Origin of the sequence: Pedobacter ginsengisoli, from assembly GCF_002736205.1 — a bacterium.
Lineage (GTDB): Bacteria > Bacteroidota > Bacteroidia > Sphingobacteriales > Sphingobacteriaceae > Pedobacter > Pedobacter ginsengisoli_A.
Genome location: NZ_CP024091.1, coordinates 3,339,211 through 3,354,085, shown reverse-complemented (window position 1 = coordinate 3,354,085; position 14,875 = coordinate 3,339,211). Strand labels below are relative to the sequence as shown.

At 42.3% G+C, this 14,875-nt stretch carries 12 protein-coding genes and 1 pseudogene; 4 read left to right on the top strand and 9 right to left on the bottom strand.

Annotation, left to right across the window (positions count from 1 at the left end):
- Positions 1 to 259: 259 nt before the first annotated feature.
- A pseudogene (ltrA, locus tag CPT03_RS23145) lies at positions 260 to 1,327 on the top strand (group II intron reverse transcriptase/maturase); the annotation flags it as partial.
- Positions 1,328 to 1,427: 100 nt separating this feature from the next.
- Here ltrA and CPT03_RS23295 read toward each other — a convergent pair.
- Both CPT03_RS23295 and CPT03_RS13830 read right to left on the bottom strand, forming a co-directional pair.
- Positions 1,428 to 3,134, bottom strand: a complete 1,707-nt coding sequence (locus CPT03_RS23295) for a recombinase family protein (RefSeq protein ID WP_099439399.1) — start codon at positions 3,132 to 3,134, stop codon at positions 1,428 to 1,430.
- Positions 3,115 to 3,429 carry a hypothetical protein gene (locus CPT03_RS13830; RefSeq protein WP_099439398.1) on the bottom strand — a complete coding sequence of 105 codons (315 nt, stop codon included), beginning with the start codon at positions 3,427 to 3,429 and terminating at the stop codon, positions 3,115 to 3,117. The genes CPT03_RS23295 and CPT03_RS13830 overlap by 20 nt, the downstream gene beginning before the upstream one ends.
- Positions 3,430 to 3,710: 281 nt before the next feature.
- On the opposite strand from CPT03_RS13830, the gene CPT03_RS23135 reads away from it, so the two are divergent.
- Positions 3,711 to 4,187: a hypothetical protein gene (locus CPT03_RS23135; RefSeq protein ID WP_245869840.1), complete on the top strand. Its 477-nt coding sequence runs from the start codon at positions 3,711 to 3,713 to the stop codon at positions 4,185 to 4,187.
- Between the two features lie 247 nt (positions 4,188 to 4,434).
- Here the strand turns inward: CPT03_RS23135 and CPT03_RS13820 are convergent, their stop codons facing one another.
- The 5 genes from CPT03_RS13820 to CPT03_RS13800 all read right to left on the bottom strand — a co-directional run bounded on the left by CPT03_RS13820 (position 4,435) and on the right by CPT03_RS13800 (position 8,712).
- Entirely contained in the window at positions 4,435 to 4,914 is a 480-nt protein-coding gene (locus tag CPT03_RS13820) for a GNAT family N-acetyltransferase (protein WP_099439397.1), read from the bottom strand.
- Positions 4,915 to 4,983: 69 nt separating this feature from the next.
- Positions 4,984 to 5,532 carry a hypothetical protein gene (locus CPT03_RS13815; RefSeq protein ID WP_216641551.1) on the bottom strand — a complete coding sequence of 183 codons (549 nt, stop codon included), beginning with the start codon at positions 5,530 to 5,532 and terminating at the stop codon, positions 4,984 to 4,986.
- Between the two features lie 135 nt (positions 5,533 to 5,667).
- Positions 5,668 to 6,390 carry a carboxypeptidase-like regulatory domain-containing protein gene (locus tag CPT03_RS13810; RefSeq protein WP_157766452.1) on the bottom strand — a complete coding sequence of 241 codons (723 nt, stop codon included), beginning with the start codon at positions 6,388 to 6,390 and terminating at the stop codon, positions 5,668 to 5,670.
- Positions 6,391 to 6,820: 430 nt separating this feature from the next.
- Positions 6,821 to 7,276, bottom strand: coding sequence for a GyrI-like domain-containing protein (locus CPT03_RS13805; protein ID WP_099441121.1), 456 nt, complete (start codon positions 7,274 to 7,276; stop codon positions 6,821 to 6,823).
- Positions 7,277 to 7,428: 152 nt separating this feature from the next.
- Positions 7,429 to 8,712, bottom strand: a complete 1,284-nt coding sequence (locus tag CPT03_RS13800) for a hypothetical protein (protein ID WP_157766451.1) — start codon at positions 8,710 to 8,712, stop codon at positions 7,429 to 7,431.
- 235 nt (positions 8,713 to 8,947) lie between these two features.
- Between CPT03_RS13800 and CPT03_RS13795 the strand changes: the two genes are divergently transcribed.
- Positions 8,948 to 9,904, top strand: a complete 957-nt coding sequence (locus tag CPT03_RS13795) for a PKD domain-containing protein (protein ID WP_157766450.1) — start codon at positions 8,948 to 8,950, stop codon at positions 9,902 to 9,904.
- A gap of 289 nt (positions 9,905 to 10,193) precedes the next feature.
- Here the strand turns inward: CPT03_RS13795 and CPT03_RS13790 are convergent, their stop codons facing one another.
- Positions 10,194 to 10,814, bottom strand: a complete 621-nt coding sequence (locus tag CPT03_RS13790) for a YceI family protein (protein ID WP_099439392.1) — start codon at positions 10,812 to 10,814, stop codon at positions 10,194 to 10,196.
- A 293-nt stretch (positions 10,815 to 11,107) separates the two neighbouring features.
- Positions 11,108 to 12,124, bottom strand: coding sequence for a sensor histidine kinase (locus tag CPT03_RS13785; protein ID WP_157766449.1), 1,017 nt, complete (start codon positions 12,122 to 12,124; stop codon positions 11,108 to 11,110).
- A 479-nt stretch (positions 12,125 to 12,603) separates the two neighbouring features.
- Here CPT03_RS13785 and CPT03_RS13780 point away from each other — a divergent pair, with 479 nt between their 5' ends.
- Positions 12,604 to 14,742: a tetratricopeptide repeat protein gene (locus CPT03_RS13780; protein WP_157766448.1), complete on the top strand. Its 2,139-nt coding sequence runs from the start codon at positions 12,604 to 12,606 to the stop codon at positions 14,740 to 14,742.
- Positions 14,743 to 14,875: the final 133 nt, after the last annotated feature.

The window sequence follows — 14,875 nt, the reverse complement described above, 5'->3', positions numbered from 1 at the left end:
AATCTGTCGAGAGCAAGTGCGATTGCTGTAGAAGAAACAATGGACAGTATCGTAATGCCCATCTGGTACAGGGAGAAGTCAGCCGAGGTCATAATACCTATATTTTTTTAGGGAAGGACTGAATGTTGGGATGGCAAAGGAAACAGAAAGTTTATGGCAGAGTGATTACAGCGGAACCACTTTAGAGAACTGCTTACATGATGGTAGGACGGAATCCGAGAGTAGACTGTAAGAGGAGCTGAGCCGAGCCGTGCAACCAATGTGCACAATGCCTGGGAAAGAGTTTTTTTTTAGTAGTATGCTTGAAGAAATATTAGACATCCGAAATGTACAAAGCGCCTTTAGGCAGGTAACCGCCAATAAGGGAGCTGGTGGTATTGATGGTATGCAGACCGATGAACTTCGGGACTACCTGAATATCAACTGGCAGACATTACGGTCTGATATTTTGAACGGCAGTTACCGCCCGAGTGCGGTAAGAAAGGTAGAGATACCCAAGTCTGGTGGGGGAGCAAGGATGCTTGGCATCCCAACGGTCATTGATCGGTTGATTCAACAGTCTATTTCCCAATGGCTGAGTCCGAAATATGAGGGCGACTTTTCTTTCAGTAGTTATGGTTTCCGTCCAAAGCGCAAGGCTCATCAGGCAGTGCTCAAGGCACAGGAATACCTTAATGCTGGTTACACATGGATTGTGGAGCTTGATCTGGACAAATTCTTTGATCGGGTAAACCATGACAAACTCATGTGCCTGCTATCAGGAAAGATAAAAGATAAGCGTACATTAAAGCTTATCCGTTTATATCTGAGCAGTGGTATGATGGAGAACGGGCTTGTTTCCCCAAGAAAAGAGGGCACACCACAGGGCAGTCCACTTAGTCCGCTTTTATCCAATATTGTTCTTCATGAACTGGATGCTAAGCTCGAAGAGCGGGGTCACAAGTTCGTACGATACGCTGATGATTGCAGTATATATGTTCACAGCAGAAAATCGGCAGATAGGGTGATGGATAACATTACCAGCTATCTGGAAGGAGGTCTAAAGCTGAAAGTGAACCGTGAAAAGAGTAAGGTGAGCAGACCATCACAGAGTACCCTGCTGGGCTTCTCGTTCTACAAGACGGGCAAAGATTGGAAAATGAGGATTGCAACCAAGTCTGTTAAGATTATAAAACAGAAACTCCTTGGACATACTAAACGCAATGATCCAATTACTATCATCGAACGGATCAGAAAGCTTGATATGACCATTAGGGGTTGGGTCAACTATTTTTCCATTGCAGGGGCTAAGCATGTGATGATAAGGCTGGATGAAATGACACGGGTCAGACTGCGGATGATCATCTGGAAACAGTGGAAGAATGCAGGATGCCGAAGCCGAAACCTGATCAAACTGGGGGTTGGAAAGCAGAAGGCATTCGAATGGTCTAATAGTAGGAAGTCCTATTGTCGACTGGCACGTAGTCCAATCCTTCAGGGTAATCTGAGTATTGAGTATTTCGCAAAGCTGAAGTACATTGGATTTGCCAACTACTACTATTGGAAAACTGAACACCAAACGAAGTTATTCTAACAAACCGCCGTATGCCGAACGGCACGTACGTGTGGTGTGAGAGGACAGATAGGGAAATAATCCCTATCTTCCTACTCGATTCTACAATAAGCACTCCCAATTCTTTCATTTTCAGTACGTTGTGTGATAGCGCTTCCATCATTGTGGGTGTTCGATAAATACCCTTTTCGTAGTAGAGATTTGAGTCGAACACCAGATCGAGGAATTCCCGCTTCTCCAAAGTGTTTGATTTACGATAAATATATTTAACATCGCCTGCCAGTTCTAATCTTCTATCCAAGATCGTGAATGCCTCATTGTCAGTTTTCTCCAATCTCATGACGGCAAATTCCAAAGAGTCAATTTTATCTTTATAAGTTGAAAACCATCTTTTGTATGTGTCGGAATCAATCTCGTTTTTGATGTACTTATCCTCGACAGAGTAAAGCAATTCTTTCTCTTTGCTGAGTTCACCCTTTTTCTCCACTAATCGAATTCTATTGATCTCCAGCTCCTTTTCTATTTCATTTTTCGTGTTGTTCTTGATCTTCGCAACTTTCGCTGAGGATAAACTCATTAAATCAAGGATCTTATCAAACTGATCATGTGCTTTATTAGCGCTGATATTGTTATGGCCAGAAAATCTGCACTTGTAGTAGTAAAAGTATTTACCTGATTTGCCACGTGACGGAGCGCCTGTAAGAAGGTTTCCGCAATGGCATTTCAATATGCCTCTTAGCGGAAGTGAATCATCAATAATCGTTCGGGCTTTAACTACTCGTTTGAATTTGCTCTGAATCATCTTCCATGTGATCAGATCAATGATGGGTTCATGAATTCCGGGAAACAGACCACCGGGGTGATCCTTAAAAGCTTCGGTTTTGAGTAGTCCTGCATATACCGGATTTGTCAGAATGCGCTCTACGATCATATTCCCTTTTCGGCTAAGCCCCATAATTTCAGCTTTTTGTTTGATCAGGTACATGGGTATATTCTTTAAATATGCTTCATAAATGAACCGAACTACCTTTGCTTCATCTTCATTGATGATCAGTCTCCGGTCTCTTGGTTCACCTATTTTTGTGTAACCGTAGGGGGTAATTCGAAAAACGTATTTTCCTTCTTTAGTTTTCTTGGAATATAAACCTGCTCTTATTTTTATACTACGGTTGATATTGTCCTCTTCGGCAAGTAATAGTTGGAGCCCTGCTCTGAAAAAGCTTCCTGGGGTATTGTAATCAAATTCAATACCTTCTGATACACTAATAATTTGAATGCCATATTGCGATTGAAGCTTTTTGACCATACTCATGGCCTCACCAGCATCCCGACTGAAACGATCCATCTGATCTACAAGCAGGTAATCCACATTTTTATGATAAAGACTGATGAATTCCTGGAGCTTTATGAAATCCGGTCGGTCGAATGTTCTAGCACTTCTTCCCCGATCTATAAATGTGTCTATCAAATTGATCTTATGGAACTCTATGTATTGATCAGTAACCATCCGTTGGCGTTCAATCGAATTCTCACTTTGCTTCTTATCACTAAATCTTAAATATCTAATTGCTCTCTTTTCCATATAGCTCGTCTAACGTCGATTTAACCAAAACTTTAACCACTAAATTTACCAGTTTTTCCTCTTTTTCTTCCTCGGATTGGCCGAAAACATCATCGATATTATCGATGCTTTTCGGGGTGTCTAATTGATTTTTTGAAACCACACCACTCTTTTTTTTTGTCTCAGTTGACTGAGTTATGCGTTTTTTGGCTTGTATTTTTCCAATAGGTTTTGGGTTGATTTTAATGGACTTTCGATTTGTTCTGGCAGCAGTTCCGGAAGCCCTTCTTTGAGCTACTTTTTTTATCATCTCCATCTGTCTAAATTTTAAGCTTCAATGTTAGTGCTTTCGAAATTTAGGCTGTCCAATGTTGGAATGATATGCTATGAAGTGGTTTGCATTTCTTGCTAAGCCAGTTATCTATTCCATTAATCCTGCACCAATTTAGCCGGGGGCTTTCGGAGCGCAAAAATTGTTCGGCATAAATCCACCGGCCTTACCCCGCCCGGCCATTTATTCCGCAGCATTTTTTGCTTGCTCAGCCCCCGGCTGGCGGCGCGCACAATTAATCAAATTTTCAATCGTTAAAATTTAAAATGATGAAAGCGCAATGCCAAAACCCACTGTTCAACGTTGCAGAGATCAAAGTTTCCTATCAGCCTAAATATAAAGCTTGTGAACGGCCTAAAATCTCCCAGTCTAAAGACGCATATGATGTGCTAATTAATAACTGGGATCAGGATAAGCTTCAACTATGTGAACAGTTTTATGTATTGTTTATGAAACAAGACAAGTTAATTGATGTATTTCTTACAGTCATTTCCAGGGAACAGCGCGTAGAGTTCTCCCACATCAGCCTATTTTTAGCAATCTATCACCAGTGGCAGAAGAACCATTGGATAGAAGCCATTCCTATTACCAGAAGAAAGTTAATGGCCTCATCAAAAATTAGATCTACGGCCACTTATCACAAATGTATTAGAGAATTGGTTGAACTAAATATTATCAGGTATTTGCCTTCCTATCACCCAAAGGGAAGCCGGATATATTTCAATACTGGGATTTTGGATTGACCAATTCTCAAAAATCCCTCTTCTCGTGCTTTTACTCGATTTTATCAAATAACATTATTAATTAAGGGGATTCCTCGCTTTTGAAAAATTGACTCAACTAGAATCTTCTTAAAAGTTGTTTAACAACATACTATAAACGAACGTTGGATCATCCATATTTAGCCTACACCAAAAAGTAGGGAAGAACCCATATGACCGAAACTCCCAGCTTTGGGCAAATATTGAGAAGTAATTCCTTTATAAAATTTTAGATTTTCTTTTCCATCTTATAATTTACAAGAATATATCCTTTTAAATGGTTTAGTTGCTCCCTTAAGGTTAAAAATCCCTGTTTCTCAAAGAAAGGTTTTGCTGTTTTACTGACATCTGCTATTATATTTTTCAAAGAAAGTCTAATAGCCTGTTCCTCTAAGGTGTTATAAAGCGTAAAAGCAATTCCTCTGCGCTGGTAATCTTTGTGAATATAAAATACATCTAGATACCCTTCATGTGATAAGCTTGCGAACCCAACGATTTTCTCTCCTAACTCAGCAATCAGGAAATATTGATTTTTAATCCGGTCTTTCCATCGTTCAAGATTCTGTCCAAGAGATGCCCAGGTTTCAAGTTCATTTTGATTGTATTCACCAGTACAAACTGTCAGAACAGTTTCAGTATAAAGTTGTGTAATTGACGCAATGTCCGCAGTTATTGCTGTTCTCAGTTTTATTTTTTCCTTGAAAGCCATACGCTATTTCATATTTTGAGATATAATTGAGATATGGGGCCTGCTGCCATGTTTCTGGCAACAGATTTTTCAATCCACATAGCTCATGTACTCCAATATCTTCTCTTTAAGACGGTGTGCCAAATAAGGGCATGCTTCCCGCAGCTCTTCATAGATCAGGTTGGATTCCCGAAGATAATGCAATTTTCTATGATTGTCCCAATAGAATGGCGGAGCGAACAGATTACATATGCGGTCCGCCATTTTTACCGCCCAGATCTCTTTGGGTTGCTGCTTAATGCGTTGCAGGCTATCCAACATCTGATCCATTCTATTTTCAAGGGCCTTATCCTTGGTCAACGCGGCCACACCCGACGCTACTACCAGGCCATAAGTTTCCTTGATCTGGGCAAGCGTGAAGTTAGTATCTTCGATTGTATCATGTAACAGCCCACATTTGATCATCAGGTCCTTATCCAGTTCGGGAGATGATTTTACTGCATAGAGTAGTTCAAACACCACACTGCCTATATGGCTGATATATTCCATCTGTTCATCCCTGTCTCGACCTCCGTATTTTTGACCGTCGTGGAGTTTGGCTACAAGTTCCCATAATTGTTGAAGGTCATCTATTTCCATTATATTGACTATTGTAAATAATAACTGTACCTGTAGGTTCTGGTCATCATTATTTAAGACACTGGGACTAAGAATGCGTATAATAGAAAAACCGACTGCAGGCTTCAGTCGGTTTATAATCCTTATGTTGGCAATTTACTCCTTTACATCCAGGGTAAGACAATTTTTGCAGAAATCGGTCGAGGGACTGAAATCAACAAGTACACTATTGTTATAACTGCCGGTATCGGACAGCCTGATTTTCATCGTTTTCTGTCCCTGCCCCGCAGGCGCATACACTGCAGAAATCAGATAGCGGCCAATCGGCACCTCTAATTTTTGACTGTTGGGCACCTTCATAGTGATGGTGCTTCCGTTACTGCCATCGATTAATGCTCCTTGGGGTACCATGGTAAGGGTTACATTAGTGAAATCATAAAATGCACCAGGTTCTGACGCTACAGTCACCTGGCCGCCATAAATTCCCGTTGACCTGCCCACCTGTGGGCCAGTGAGTTTCCAGATGAAGTTCCTTACCGCTCCATCAGCGGGAAAAAAATCATCGGTAGATTCTGGGTGTAGGTCCATCGTATATCGCTTGCCATTATAATCTTTTTGGATGGAAGCATAGGCATAGAAGGCGTCACTGTCCAGTCCCGCAAGTTTTTTGCTGTAAGTTCCTTCAGCACCAGTGGTAGCCACGGTGTTTTCATTGTACCAGATTACACTGGAAATAATGATCCTGGCACCGGACACCGGTCGTCCATCGGAAGTCAGCACTTTCCCCTTCACCATATCGGTAGCAGGTTTGTTCATATCTCCACCCTTGTCTTTTTTACAGGCTAACATTAGTAAAGAAAGCGCAACTAACAAGTTCATCGTGTTTATTTTCATCTTATTCTTTTATTTTTTGTTGTTAATGATGGCCGCAATATCTCTGAAAGAAATAATTAAATTATGCCATGGCGATAGACAGTTTAATTTTCCAGTCGGACAACACCAATTGAACGGTAATAAGCAGAGCTTAAGATAGAAGGTTGACCGACGATATGTTTTGGTCGTTTGTCGATGCTAAGCCGTTTTCTATCCCTTTATTGTGGGCAACCTACCAGACAACCTTTAGTTGTCAAAGAGACGACCCTAAAAGTTGCTGGATATATTTGATAAAGGATTTCGGAGTGGAGGCTGATAACAAGACAGGGATTGCAAGTGCTCAGGACAGGAGGATGGGGTATATCAAATCTTCATAATCTGACAAGCAGGGCCGTCTCATTATGAAACGGCCTCCTTTCTTTATGGCCCAGGCAATCTAACGAAGAGAAATAAAGATATCGACCTCTGCATTACTGGGATCGGTGCTTCTATGGTCATAGACCTCAAAGTCTGCCGAAAACAATCTTTCCAAGGGCGACTGCCAGATTTCCTTCCATTTGTTATAAACCAGTCCATCGTTCAAGTTACCCTTCAATGGATACTGTTGGTACTGGCCATCTTCAATCGTCAGTCCAGTCATTCCCTCGGGAATTTCCTCGAGGTTGTCGACCCTGCAGCCCAGGATAGTCGTGTAGGGGAGGGTATGGTCTTTCTCGTAATCGGTGTAGATACAATAAAGGGTATCATCATGCCTGTTGGGGATTTTTGCAAGGACGCCATCACCAAAGAACTGGCTCCATAATGCCGGAATATCTTTCTCGGCCCTGCCGCCCTCGTTGCTGGTGCGTACGGCCAGGCCAATTATATGGAAACTTTGTATCTGTATTTTCATATCTGTATTTATTCTGCGAATCGTAAAATCAAAAATTTCAGCTCTATGGCAGCCACAAAAATGCGTCCCATCACTTTGGACATTGCTCCACTGAAGGACCAAACTTATGCAAAGTATCTGCAGTAGAATTGCGTTCACATGATCGATGCATCTTATCTTTTCTTGAACCTGAATTTAGCGTAGAATTTTTCGGCCTTCCCGTAACAGTATGGTGTGCTCCGAATTTTCTGTTTAAGGTCGCCCTTCAGCGCTCCGGTGATCAGCCCATTTTTTTCCTCGAGCAGTACGATGACCCCTGAGGTATGCTGCTCTCCGGCAGGCACACACTCGGTATATGCACTAGAATAATAGTCACTGTTACCATCCGAATAGAAAAAGGATGCGCGTACATTATCTCCAAAAGGTTTGGTCCCTAAGCTTTGGTCGGGTATTTCGAAGTGAAGCCTACTTCCTGAATGACCTCGAAAGTTTGCATAGGTCGATGAGCTTCCGCTATAGACCTCAACCCCGGCATTCCCATCTATTCTACCGGATTGCCCCTCTATTGAAGTGTAACTGTATTCCTCGGAGAGCAATGTTATCCGCGTTCTCGCAGTGTGTTCCTTCTCTATTTCGTCCAATGGATGTAATACTACTTCTATACTATGACTGGTCATTCTTTCAGGGTAGGTACTAGGGGCCTTATAGGTAGCTGATGTGCGATCACTACCAATAGTAAGGGTGCCACGGTCTTCAGTGCTGGTCCCCAACATCCTCCATTCCTTGACTTTGCTCCCATCAAATTTGACTACTCTACCTAAAAGGTCATCAAGGTCAGCATGCTCTTCAATGATTGGCATGAAAGATAGCTGCAGCTCTGTACTTTCGCTTTTTTCCAGATCACTGTGACCGTCGACTACTACTACCGATAACCTGGAAACGACAACCCAATCGCTAAAGTGTCGGATTTTAGCGGTCACCGTATAATTGTTCCTATTCACAACAGGGTTCTTCACCACCCGCCAATATCCTTTCTTGTCCTGATAGGTAAGGCTCACAAGTGATTGTACCATGTTGCTGGCATCATCATAGGGCAGACTGATCTCAACATCTTTTTTGAACTGTACATCTTCGGGCAAAAGACGGTATACAGGACTTGCTGCGCCATTAGGAAGGGTATTGTTTACTTGCTGTACACTGAAGTTTACATCTCTATCCACAGCTCCGGCTGGAACAGTGAGTTTAAAAGTAGTGTTAGGGATGGTCAATTCCCCACCATTAGGTCCGATGGTCTTGGCTGTGACCTCGCCTATCGGCTCTCCATGTTCCACACGAATGGCACCCGGTATGGTAGGTTCGTCGGGCGCATCCGGCTGATCGCCATTTTTTTTCTTGCAGGCTTGAAGTGCGGTGCATGCTATCAACAACATGCAGATCAATTTTTTCTTTGTCATCATATTATGTTTTATTATCATCATCATCATCATCGTCAGGGGTTAGGCTACACTAATCTGGTCCCGAATAACCTCGTCAGCTAGCGCACTCTTCAGACACTGATCCCCGCAAAGTTCAATTGTACGCGGAAGTTTATCCTGAAAAGTCGACAGAAGACCTTCTTCAAGTGATAAAAGGATTGGTTCGATAGATAGAATTACCAACTTAGAGTTATACTCTTAGTTAGCGGTTTTAATTTTGAGTTTCGGAACGGCTGATAGGTTGTTCATCTACCTGTATGCGCAGTTTATCTACTTTATTGGTTTTTCCTGGCGAAATCCAGTAGGTTCAAAGAAAAAAAGTACTATGAACAAAATGAGTTATTTTCTAATGTGTCTGCTGCTGGCGGTCTCTTCATGTAAGAAGGGGAGTGCACCAAAGGTTCCACTTGAGGGTAATGAGGCGGTACTGCCTGACTTTTCCTGGGCCGGCAGTTCGATCGCTCCTGCAGAGATCACTTTCACTAACCTAACCAAAAACGCTACTTCCCACCAATGGGACTTTAACAACGGTACTACATCCAGCAAAGAGCAACCAGGCAAGGTTACCTTCGTAACACCGGGAGCTTATACCGTTACCCTTAAGGCCGCTAATAAAAGCCACAACGTGTTCACTTCTCGGGTATTACTGATTACAACAGACGACAATCCGATCGCCTCTTTTAGCTATGGCTTTAAGAACAAGATTTCTTATGCCCCTGCAACGGTGCAGTTTGTCAACGAATCGGCCAACGCTACCAGTTATGAATGGGATATCAACGGGCGAAAGGATAATGTGAAATCGCCCATCGACTATATATTTTCTACTGCGGGCACCTACAAGGCCAAACTGGTGGCCATCAATAGTAGTAAGCGTTCGGCTGTTTTTGAGCAGGATATTATTATAGAGGCCAATCCCAATCCTGTCGCCAAGTTTGCCGTAGGCAAGACTCCTGGTGGCTACTTTGTCGGCCAGGAGATCTACCTGATCAACCAATCAACCAATAGTGACAGCTATCTTTGGAATTTTGGCATCGGTGGTCCTGCCGATACCAGTATAGAGCATGCCGTCGTAAAATTTGCCAAGGCCGGTAAGCATACGATCAGGCTGGTTAGCAAAAAGGGCAACTTGACGTCGAAGCCCTACACCATCACCATTCTGGTCAAGGATATTTAGTCCAGCAGAAAGTATTTCGCTGGTCAAAATCAGGTGGTCGTCCGGTTTCCCATTTTCCATGCGATTTGAGGAGCAAATGGGCTCACCATCCGATAAAGAACTTCAGCGATATCATCTCCTACGAATATTACCAAAAAGGACAGAACTTACCGTTCAGTAGGTTGTTGGGAATATTTCCCTCGTGGGCGATGTGATAAGTTAGCGGGGCATGGCCAAATCTCCCATAAAACAAAAAGTGCCCGACGACTAGTCGAAGGCACTTTAGTTTTAAAAATGAAATAATAAGCTATTATTTTTCTTTTTCGGCCACCAGGTCGATGATTACTTCTACATCCTTTTCGATCAGGTCTCCATTTGGTGCTGGTGTTACCACGGCAAAGTTCATTCCCCATTTTGACCTGTCGAACGTAAAGGTCGATTTGATCGTGATCTTGTCGTCTCCAATGGTCATCTTAGCCGGAATATTCAATGGAAAGGATGATCCTAGCAATTTCATGCTGCCATAGATCTTGTAGTTGTTGCCCGCTGCGTCCGGTGTGGGAAGCTTTTCGGTGCTGACTACCGTATAGGATACCGTTGGATGCATTGCCAGATTGAAGAAGTCGGAAGTCTTTAGGTGATTGATCAGTTCGATTTTTGCTTCAGCAGGTAGGTTATTAGTCACGGCAATAGAGGCCACTGAAATATTAACCTCACCGCCGATCACCTTTTCGTCGGCTACATAGAAACCGCCTCCTGAGGCGCTAATCGTACCCTCATTGGAAGGTCCGCCAACGACAGTGCCTTTCCATTTTACCGTAGAACCCGCCTCCAGTTTATAAGGTTTGTAGTTCACTTCTACCTTGTCGTCCTTACAGGCAATGAACATCAATGCGCACAATAGTGGCGCTAGTAATTTTACTTTTTTCATTTTTTTTGTTTATTAATTATTGCTATTGAACCTGAACTTTTTCTTTCAGGGAATGCTTAACAAAGTTCCCGCAAAGGCCGTTTATATGGAATGCTCAGCGATTGATTGCAGTTTTTAGTAGATAGAAGACAGCAAAAGATAGTCTAATGAACTTTTGCCCGATTGGTTCTCTATCTGACCACAAGTAAGATATGGATGTTGATCCGGTGGTAATAGTCCTAATAAGCCGTTGTAAAGATGATCCTTGGCGGATTTTTAATGTCCTGTAAAAGTTGAGTTTATGCAGCGGATTGCTACAGATTCCCATCAGTTGCACTCAATGCCAGTAATGGATGACTCGGGTTACTTCTTTTTCTTTTGGATGGCAGCAGGCTGGGAAACAGCTCGATATGTAGGATCACAGCGAACATGTCCTCTTGATCATGCACCGAAAATATATGTGATTCGGGATAGATTAGTGCCAGGCGTTTCTTCACATTTTCTAATCCGATCTTTCCAAAATGTGAACGATTTCCCTGGTGCTGTTCCAATGGCTTGCTGTTGGAGACCTTCAATTTAATGGAGGAGGGTTCCACTTCGATGACGATATTGATCCAGGCCTCCTCGATCATCTCGCTTGCACCATGCTTAAAGGCGTTTTCTATTAGTGGTATCATTAATAGAGGAGCAATCTGCTGTCCATGGATATCACCTTTGATATTGAGGTTCAGGTCCAGACGGTCTCCATAGCGCAGTTGTTCCAGCCCAATGTAATGACGGATAATCTCGATATCTTTTTTCAGCGGCACATAGTCGGTATTGCATTCATAAAGCATGTATCGGAGGATCTGCGAAAGGTCCAATACTACACCTGGCGAGGCCGGAGAATTATTGAGCGTGAGTGAGTATAGGTTATTGAGCGTATTGAACAAAAAATGGGGGTGGATCTGTGCCCGGAGAAAATTTAGCTCGGAGTTCAGGGCCATTTGTTTCCGGTCATACCACATACCGATAAACTTGATCAGCAGGCCTCCAAAAACAATGGCATTAGTCTGCTCAAGGGCATGTACCATATACTGTCCATTGAAAAACTGCTGGGGAATGCTGCCTTCTATTTTTTTCCATTTGAACGTTGGATTCAAAGGCTTCATCTGACCGAAAAGATAGGGGTCCGCAAAAAATATCTCTATCAGCCGGTAGCAGCAGGTGAAAAAGATGCACACTAAGATAAAGGAAACCGCAAGGGCAGCAAATTCCCTTCTGTAGAGAAATTTGGGAATGATGATAGCGCTCACCGTATAATAATATCCGATATGTACCGGCAGCAACATGAGTACCAGTTTAAGTGCCAACCAGTAGCTGGGGAGCCCAACGGCGAACAGAAAAGTAAGTATTGTTGTACAGATGCCCCAAAAGAGCAGATGCCGAAGTAGTTTGCTATGACGAGACCATATTTTATTAAGCATGATGAGATGATACGGACTGGGTTAAAATGCCGACTTCTTCCGAGAGTAAAGATAAGGAACTGTTTGGTTTTTGGGAAACTCTCAGGTCTTAATTCTTGTTTTGGAGACAGAAAACACAGATATGTAGATGGACGACATAATAGGGTGTTTTAAAAATTTTAAGCCAAATTGGCGTAAAAACGAAAAGATACGTTGAAATTATTTGAGTTATTAAGGGGTAATTACAAATCTGCTATAAACTTTAAGAATTTCAGTTTATTGTCGACAAAGACCTTGAGTCTGTCTACGGAATTTGATTAAATTTTAAGCGAAGAGGAATTTTGGCTATTCAAATTCACTTTCTTATGCAAAGACAATTTTTTCCAAACTTACTGCTGTCCATAATTTTGGTATTACTCTGCAGTATGACTGTAACGGCACAGGGTGGGAAACCGACCCCGGAGCAGATCAAACAGGCTCTAGAAGCTGCAAAAAAACTTAAAGCCCGGGGCTTAAAAGGAGATGACCCTGAAGCAATGGCTGAAGAGGCCAAGAAAATCCTTAAGCCGATGATGAAAACTGTAATGAGCATTCCAAGACAGACAATAGCAATAAAAACCGTTCAGAAGATAGTGCTCACGCCCATCCAACGGAAAAAGTTAAAAGGCGAGGAATTGAAGAAATATATTCAGCGGTTAAATACTGATTTATTTACAAAGATGAGTAGCAATAGCAGAAAACTTCTACAGGACATCCTTTCCGATACGAAAGTAAGCCTGAATTTGTTCGACCTCGGAATGTCAGCTTATCTTAACGGCGCACTACAGGAAGGCGCATTTCTTGCAGGTACTGCGCTGATCGGCGATATTGGGGATGATTTAAACATCAACAGCTACACAGCTATGCTCATAAATGCGAATGCACCTGCCGAGGCAATGCCAATTTGTAAGGGCTTGGTTTCTCGATATCCTGAACATGCACTAATATTGAATAACCTGGCACAGGCCTTTATGGGAATAGGAGAGCAGGACAGTGCTATGGTCTACTTGCGGAAGTGCCTTAAGCAGCAACCTGGGCATCCTCAGGCAAATAATTCTGCTGCTCAAATTTTTAAACAACAAGGACAGAAAGAGAAAGCACTTGAATTTGCAAAGAAATCCGTTGAGGCTGGTCTTAATGACGGTGCAATGGAGATCATAGATGAACTCGATAAATCCCGCACAGCCTATGATTTTTTCGCTAAACCAAAAGATTTGCCTGACTATTTCGATTTGTATAAGATTAAAAAACCCATGCACCAGAAGCGTGTTGAAGATGAGCAGCTGGTTAAGGGTGAGCGTGCAGCATTTAGAACTGAAATTGACCGTATGAGAGGTGTTCTTTCTGAAATTATAAACCGTGAACAAGAGTTGGGCAATAAGCAGCTCAATAACAGGATTCAGAATCTGCAGAAACGTTTATCCGCAGGGGAGCAAATAACCGTTAATGTTGGTAATCCCTGGTTTGAAAAAGCCGCAAAAATATTTACAAATAAGTACATTCAACAGGATGTTTTGTTAGCTATGATGAAAGAGGAAGAGGCTTTTAATAGCCGGATTAACGATCTGGAAAAGGATTACGATATTAACGAAACGAAAATTTATCAGGATTATGCACAGAAGAAAGCTCAGTACAAATGCGACGGAGAAGGTTCAAGTTCCGGTTGTGTAAATATTGAGAGACTGACTAAAGAGGAATGTAAGGCTATAAACGGACTTAGAGACAGGTTTTTGGTGGCTTGCGCCACTGCTGCTGAAGCTTACGATGAGAAACAATTACATTGGGCTGCTGAACGTTTTTTTTTTCAATCGAAATGGGGATATCTGGTGGGAGCAAACGAACACCTTGCTAACGTCAACTATTATAAATACGCAGATGAATATCTGAAAAACATCAGTAAGATAATGACGAACTACAGATCTAAGGGACCCGCTTGTTCTTCACTTGAGCAGCAATTTAAAACAATGAGTTTCGCGGATATAATGGCGCCTCGATGTCCGGTAAATCTTACTGTTGAACTTGGCTTACTCAATATCAAGGCCAATTGTAAAGAAACCACGACAACAATTAAGGGGCCGGCGGAAACCTGGGCTGGAAAATGGAGGCTTCAGCAGAAAGAAAATTACGCTTTGGGGCAAAGTACATTCGCAGTAATTTATGTGATCAAAGAAGTTAAGAAAGAGTTGGTGAAACCACTCGAAAATGCGATTCGCATTAAAGCAGGTGTGAAAGCTGAGCTCACTGTTCAGGGGTTTATTACTTCTTCTAAAAATAACACCTGGGACGGAGGAGGAAAACTAATGGTTTCAGCATCGGGATGGGCTTTTGATACCATTTCCGGTGTTGGTGAGAATATTGAAGGCAGTGGTGAAGTTTCTTGGTCATACCAAGCTGGCTGGAATGGAGCGGTAAAGGGCTTAAATGGCATTTTCTCGACATCATCTCAGTCTCTGCCTGATTATTAAAAAGTTGCCCAATATCTATTGTAGAACGAAGCACCTTTAGGTCTACTTAATAATTAGTCTGTTGAGCACATTATGCTAAAAAAATACTTTTGAAAAGGACATATTACCACATTTGGAATCTTATCAAGACTAG

Coding starts and splice junctions, on each gene's coding strand:
- CPT03_RS23295 (WP_099439399.1), bottom strand. CDS start 3,134: ATGGAAAAGAGAGCAATTAGATATTTAAGATTTAGTGATAAGAAGCAA.
- CPT03_RS13830 (WP_099439398.1), bottom strand. CDS start 3,429: ATGGAGATGATAAAAAAAGTAGCTCAAAGAAGGGCTTCCGGAACTGCT.
- CPT03_RS23135 (WP_245869840.1), top strand. CDS start 3,711: ATGATGAAAGCGCAATGCCAAAACCCACTGTTCAACGTTGCAGAGATC.
- CPT03_RS13820 (WP_099439397.1), bottom strand. CDS start 4,914: ATGGCTTTCAAGGAAAAAATAAAACTGAGAACAGCAATAACTGCGGAC.
- CPT03_RS13815 (WP_216641551.1), bottom strand. CDS start 5,532: ATGGAAATAGATGACCTTCAACAATTATGGGAACTTGTAGCCAAACTC.
- CPT03_RS13810 (WP_157766452.1), bottom strand. CDS start 6,390: ATGAACTTGTTAGTTGCGCTTTCTTTACTAATGTTAGCCTGTAAAAAA.
- CPT03_RS13805 (WP_099441121.1), bottom strand. CDS start 7,276: ATGAAAATACAGATACAAAGTTTCCATATAATTGGCCTGGCCGTACGC.
- CPT03_RS13800 (WP_157766451.1), bottom strand. CDS start 8,712: ATGATGACAAAGAAAAAATTGATCTGCATGTTGTTGATAGCATGCACC.
- CPT03_RS13790 (WP_099439392.1), bottom strand. CDS start 10,814: ATGAAAAAAGTAAAATTACTAGCGCCACTATTGTGCGCATTGATGTTC.
- CPT03_RS13785 (WP_157766449.1), bottom strand. CDS start 12,124: ATGTTGCTGCCGGTACATATCGGATATTATTATACGGTGAGCGCTATC.
- CPT03_RS13780 (WP_157766448.1), top strand. CDS start 12,604: ATGCAAAGACAATTTTTTCCAAACTTACTGCTGTCCATAATTTTGGTA.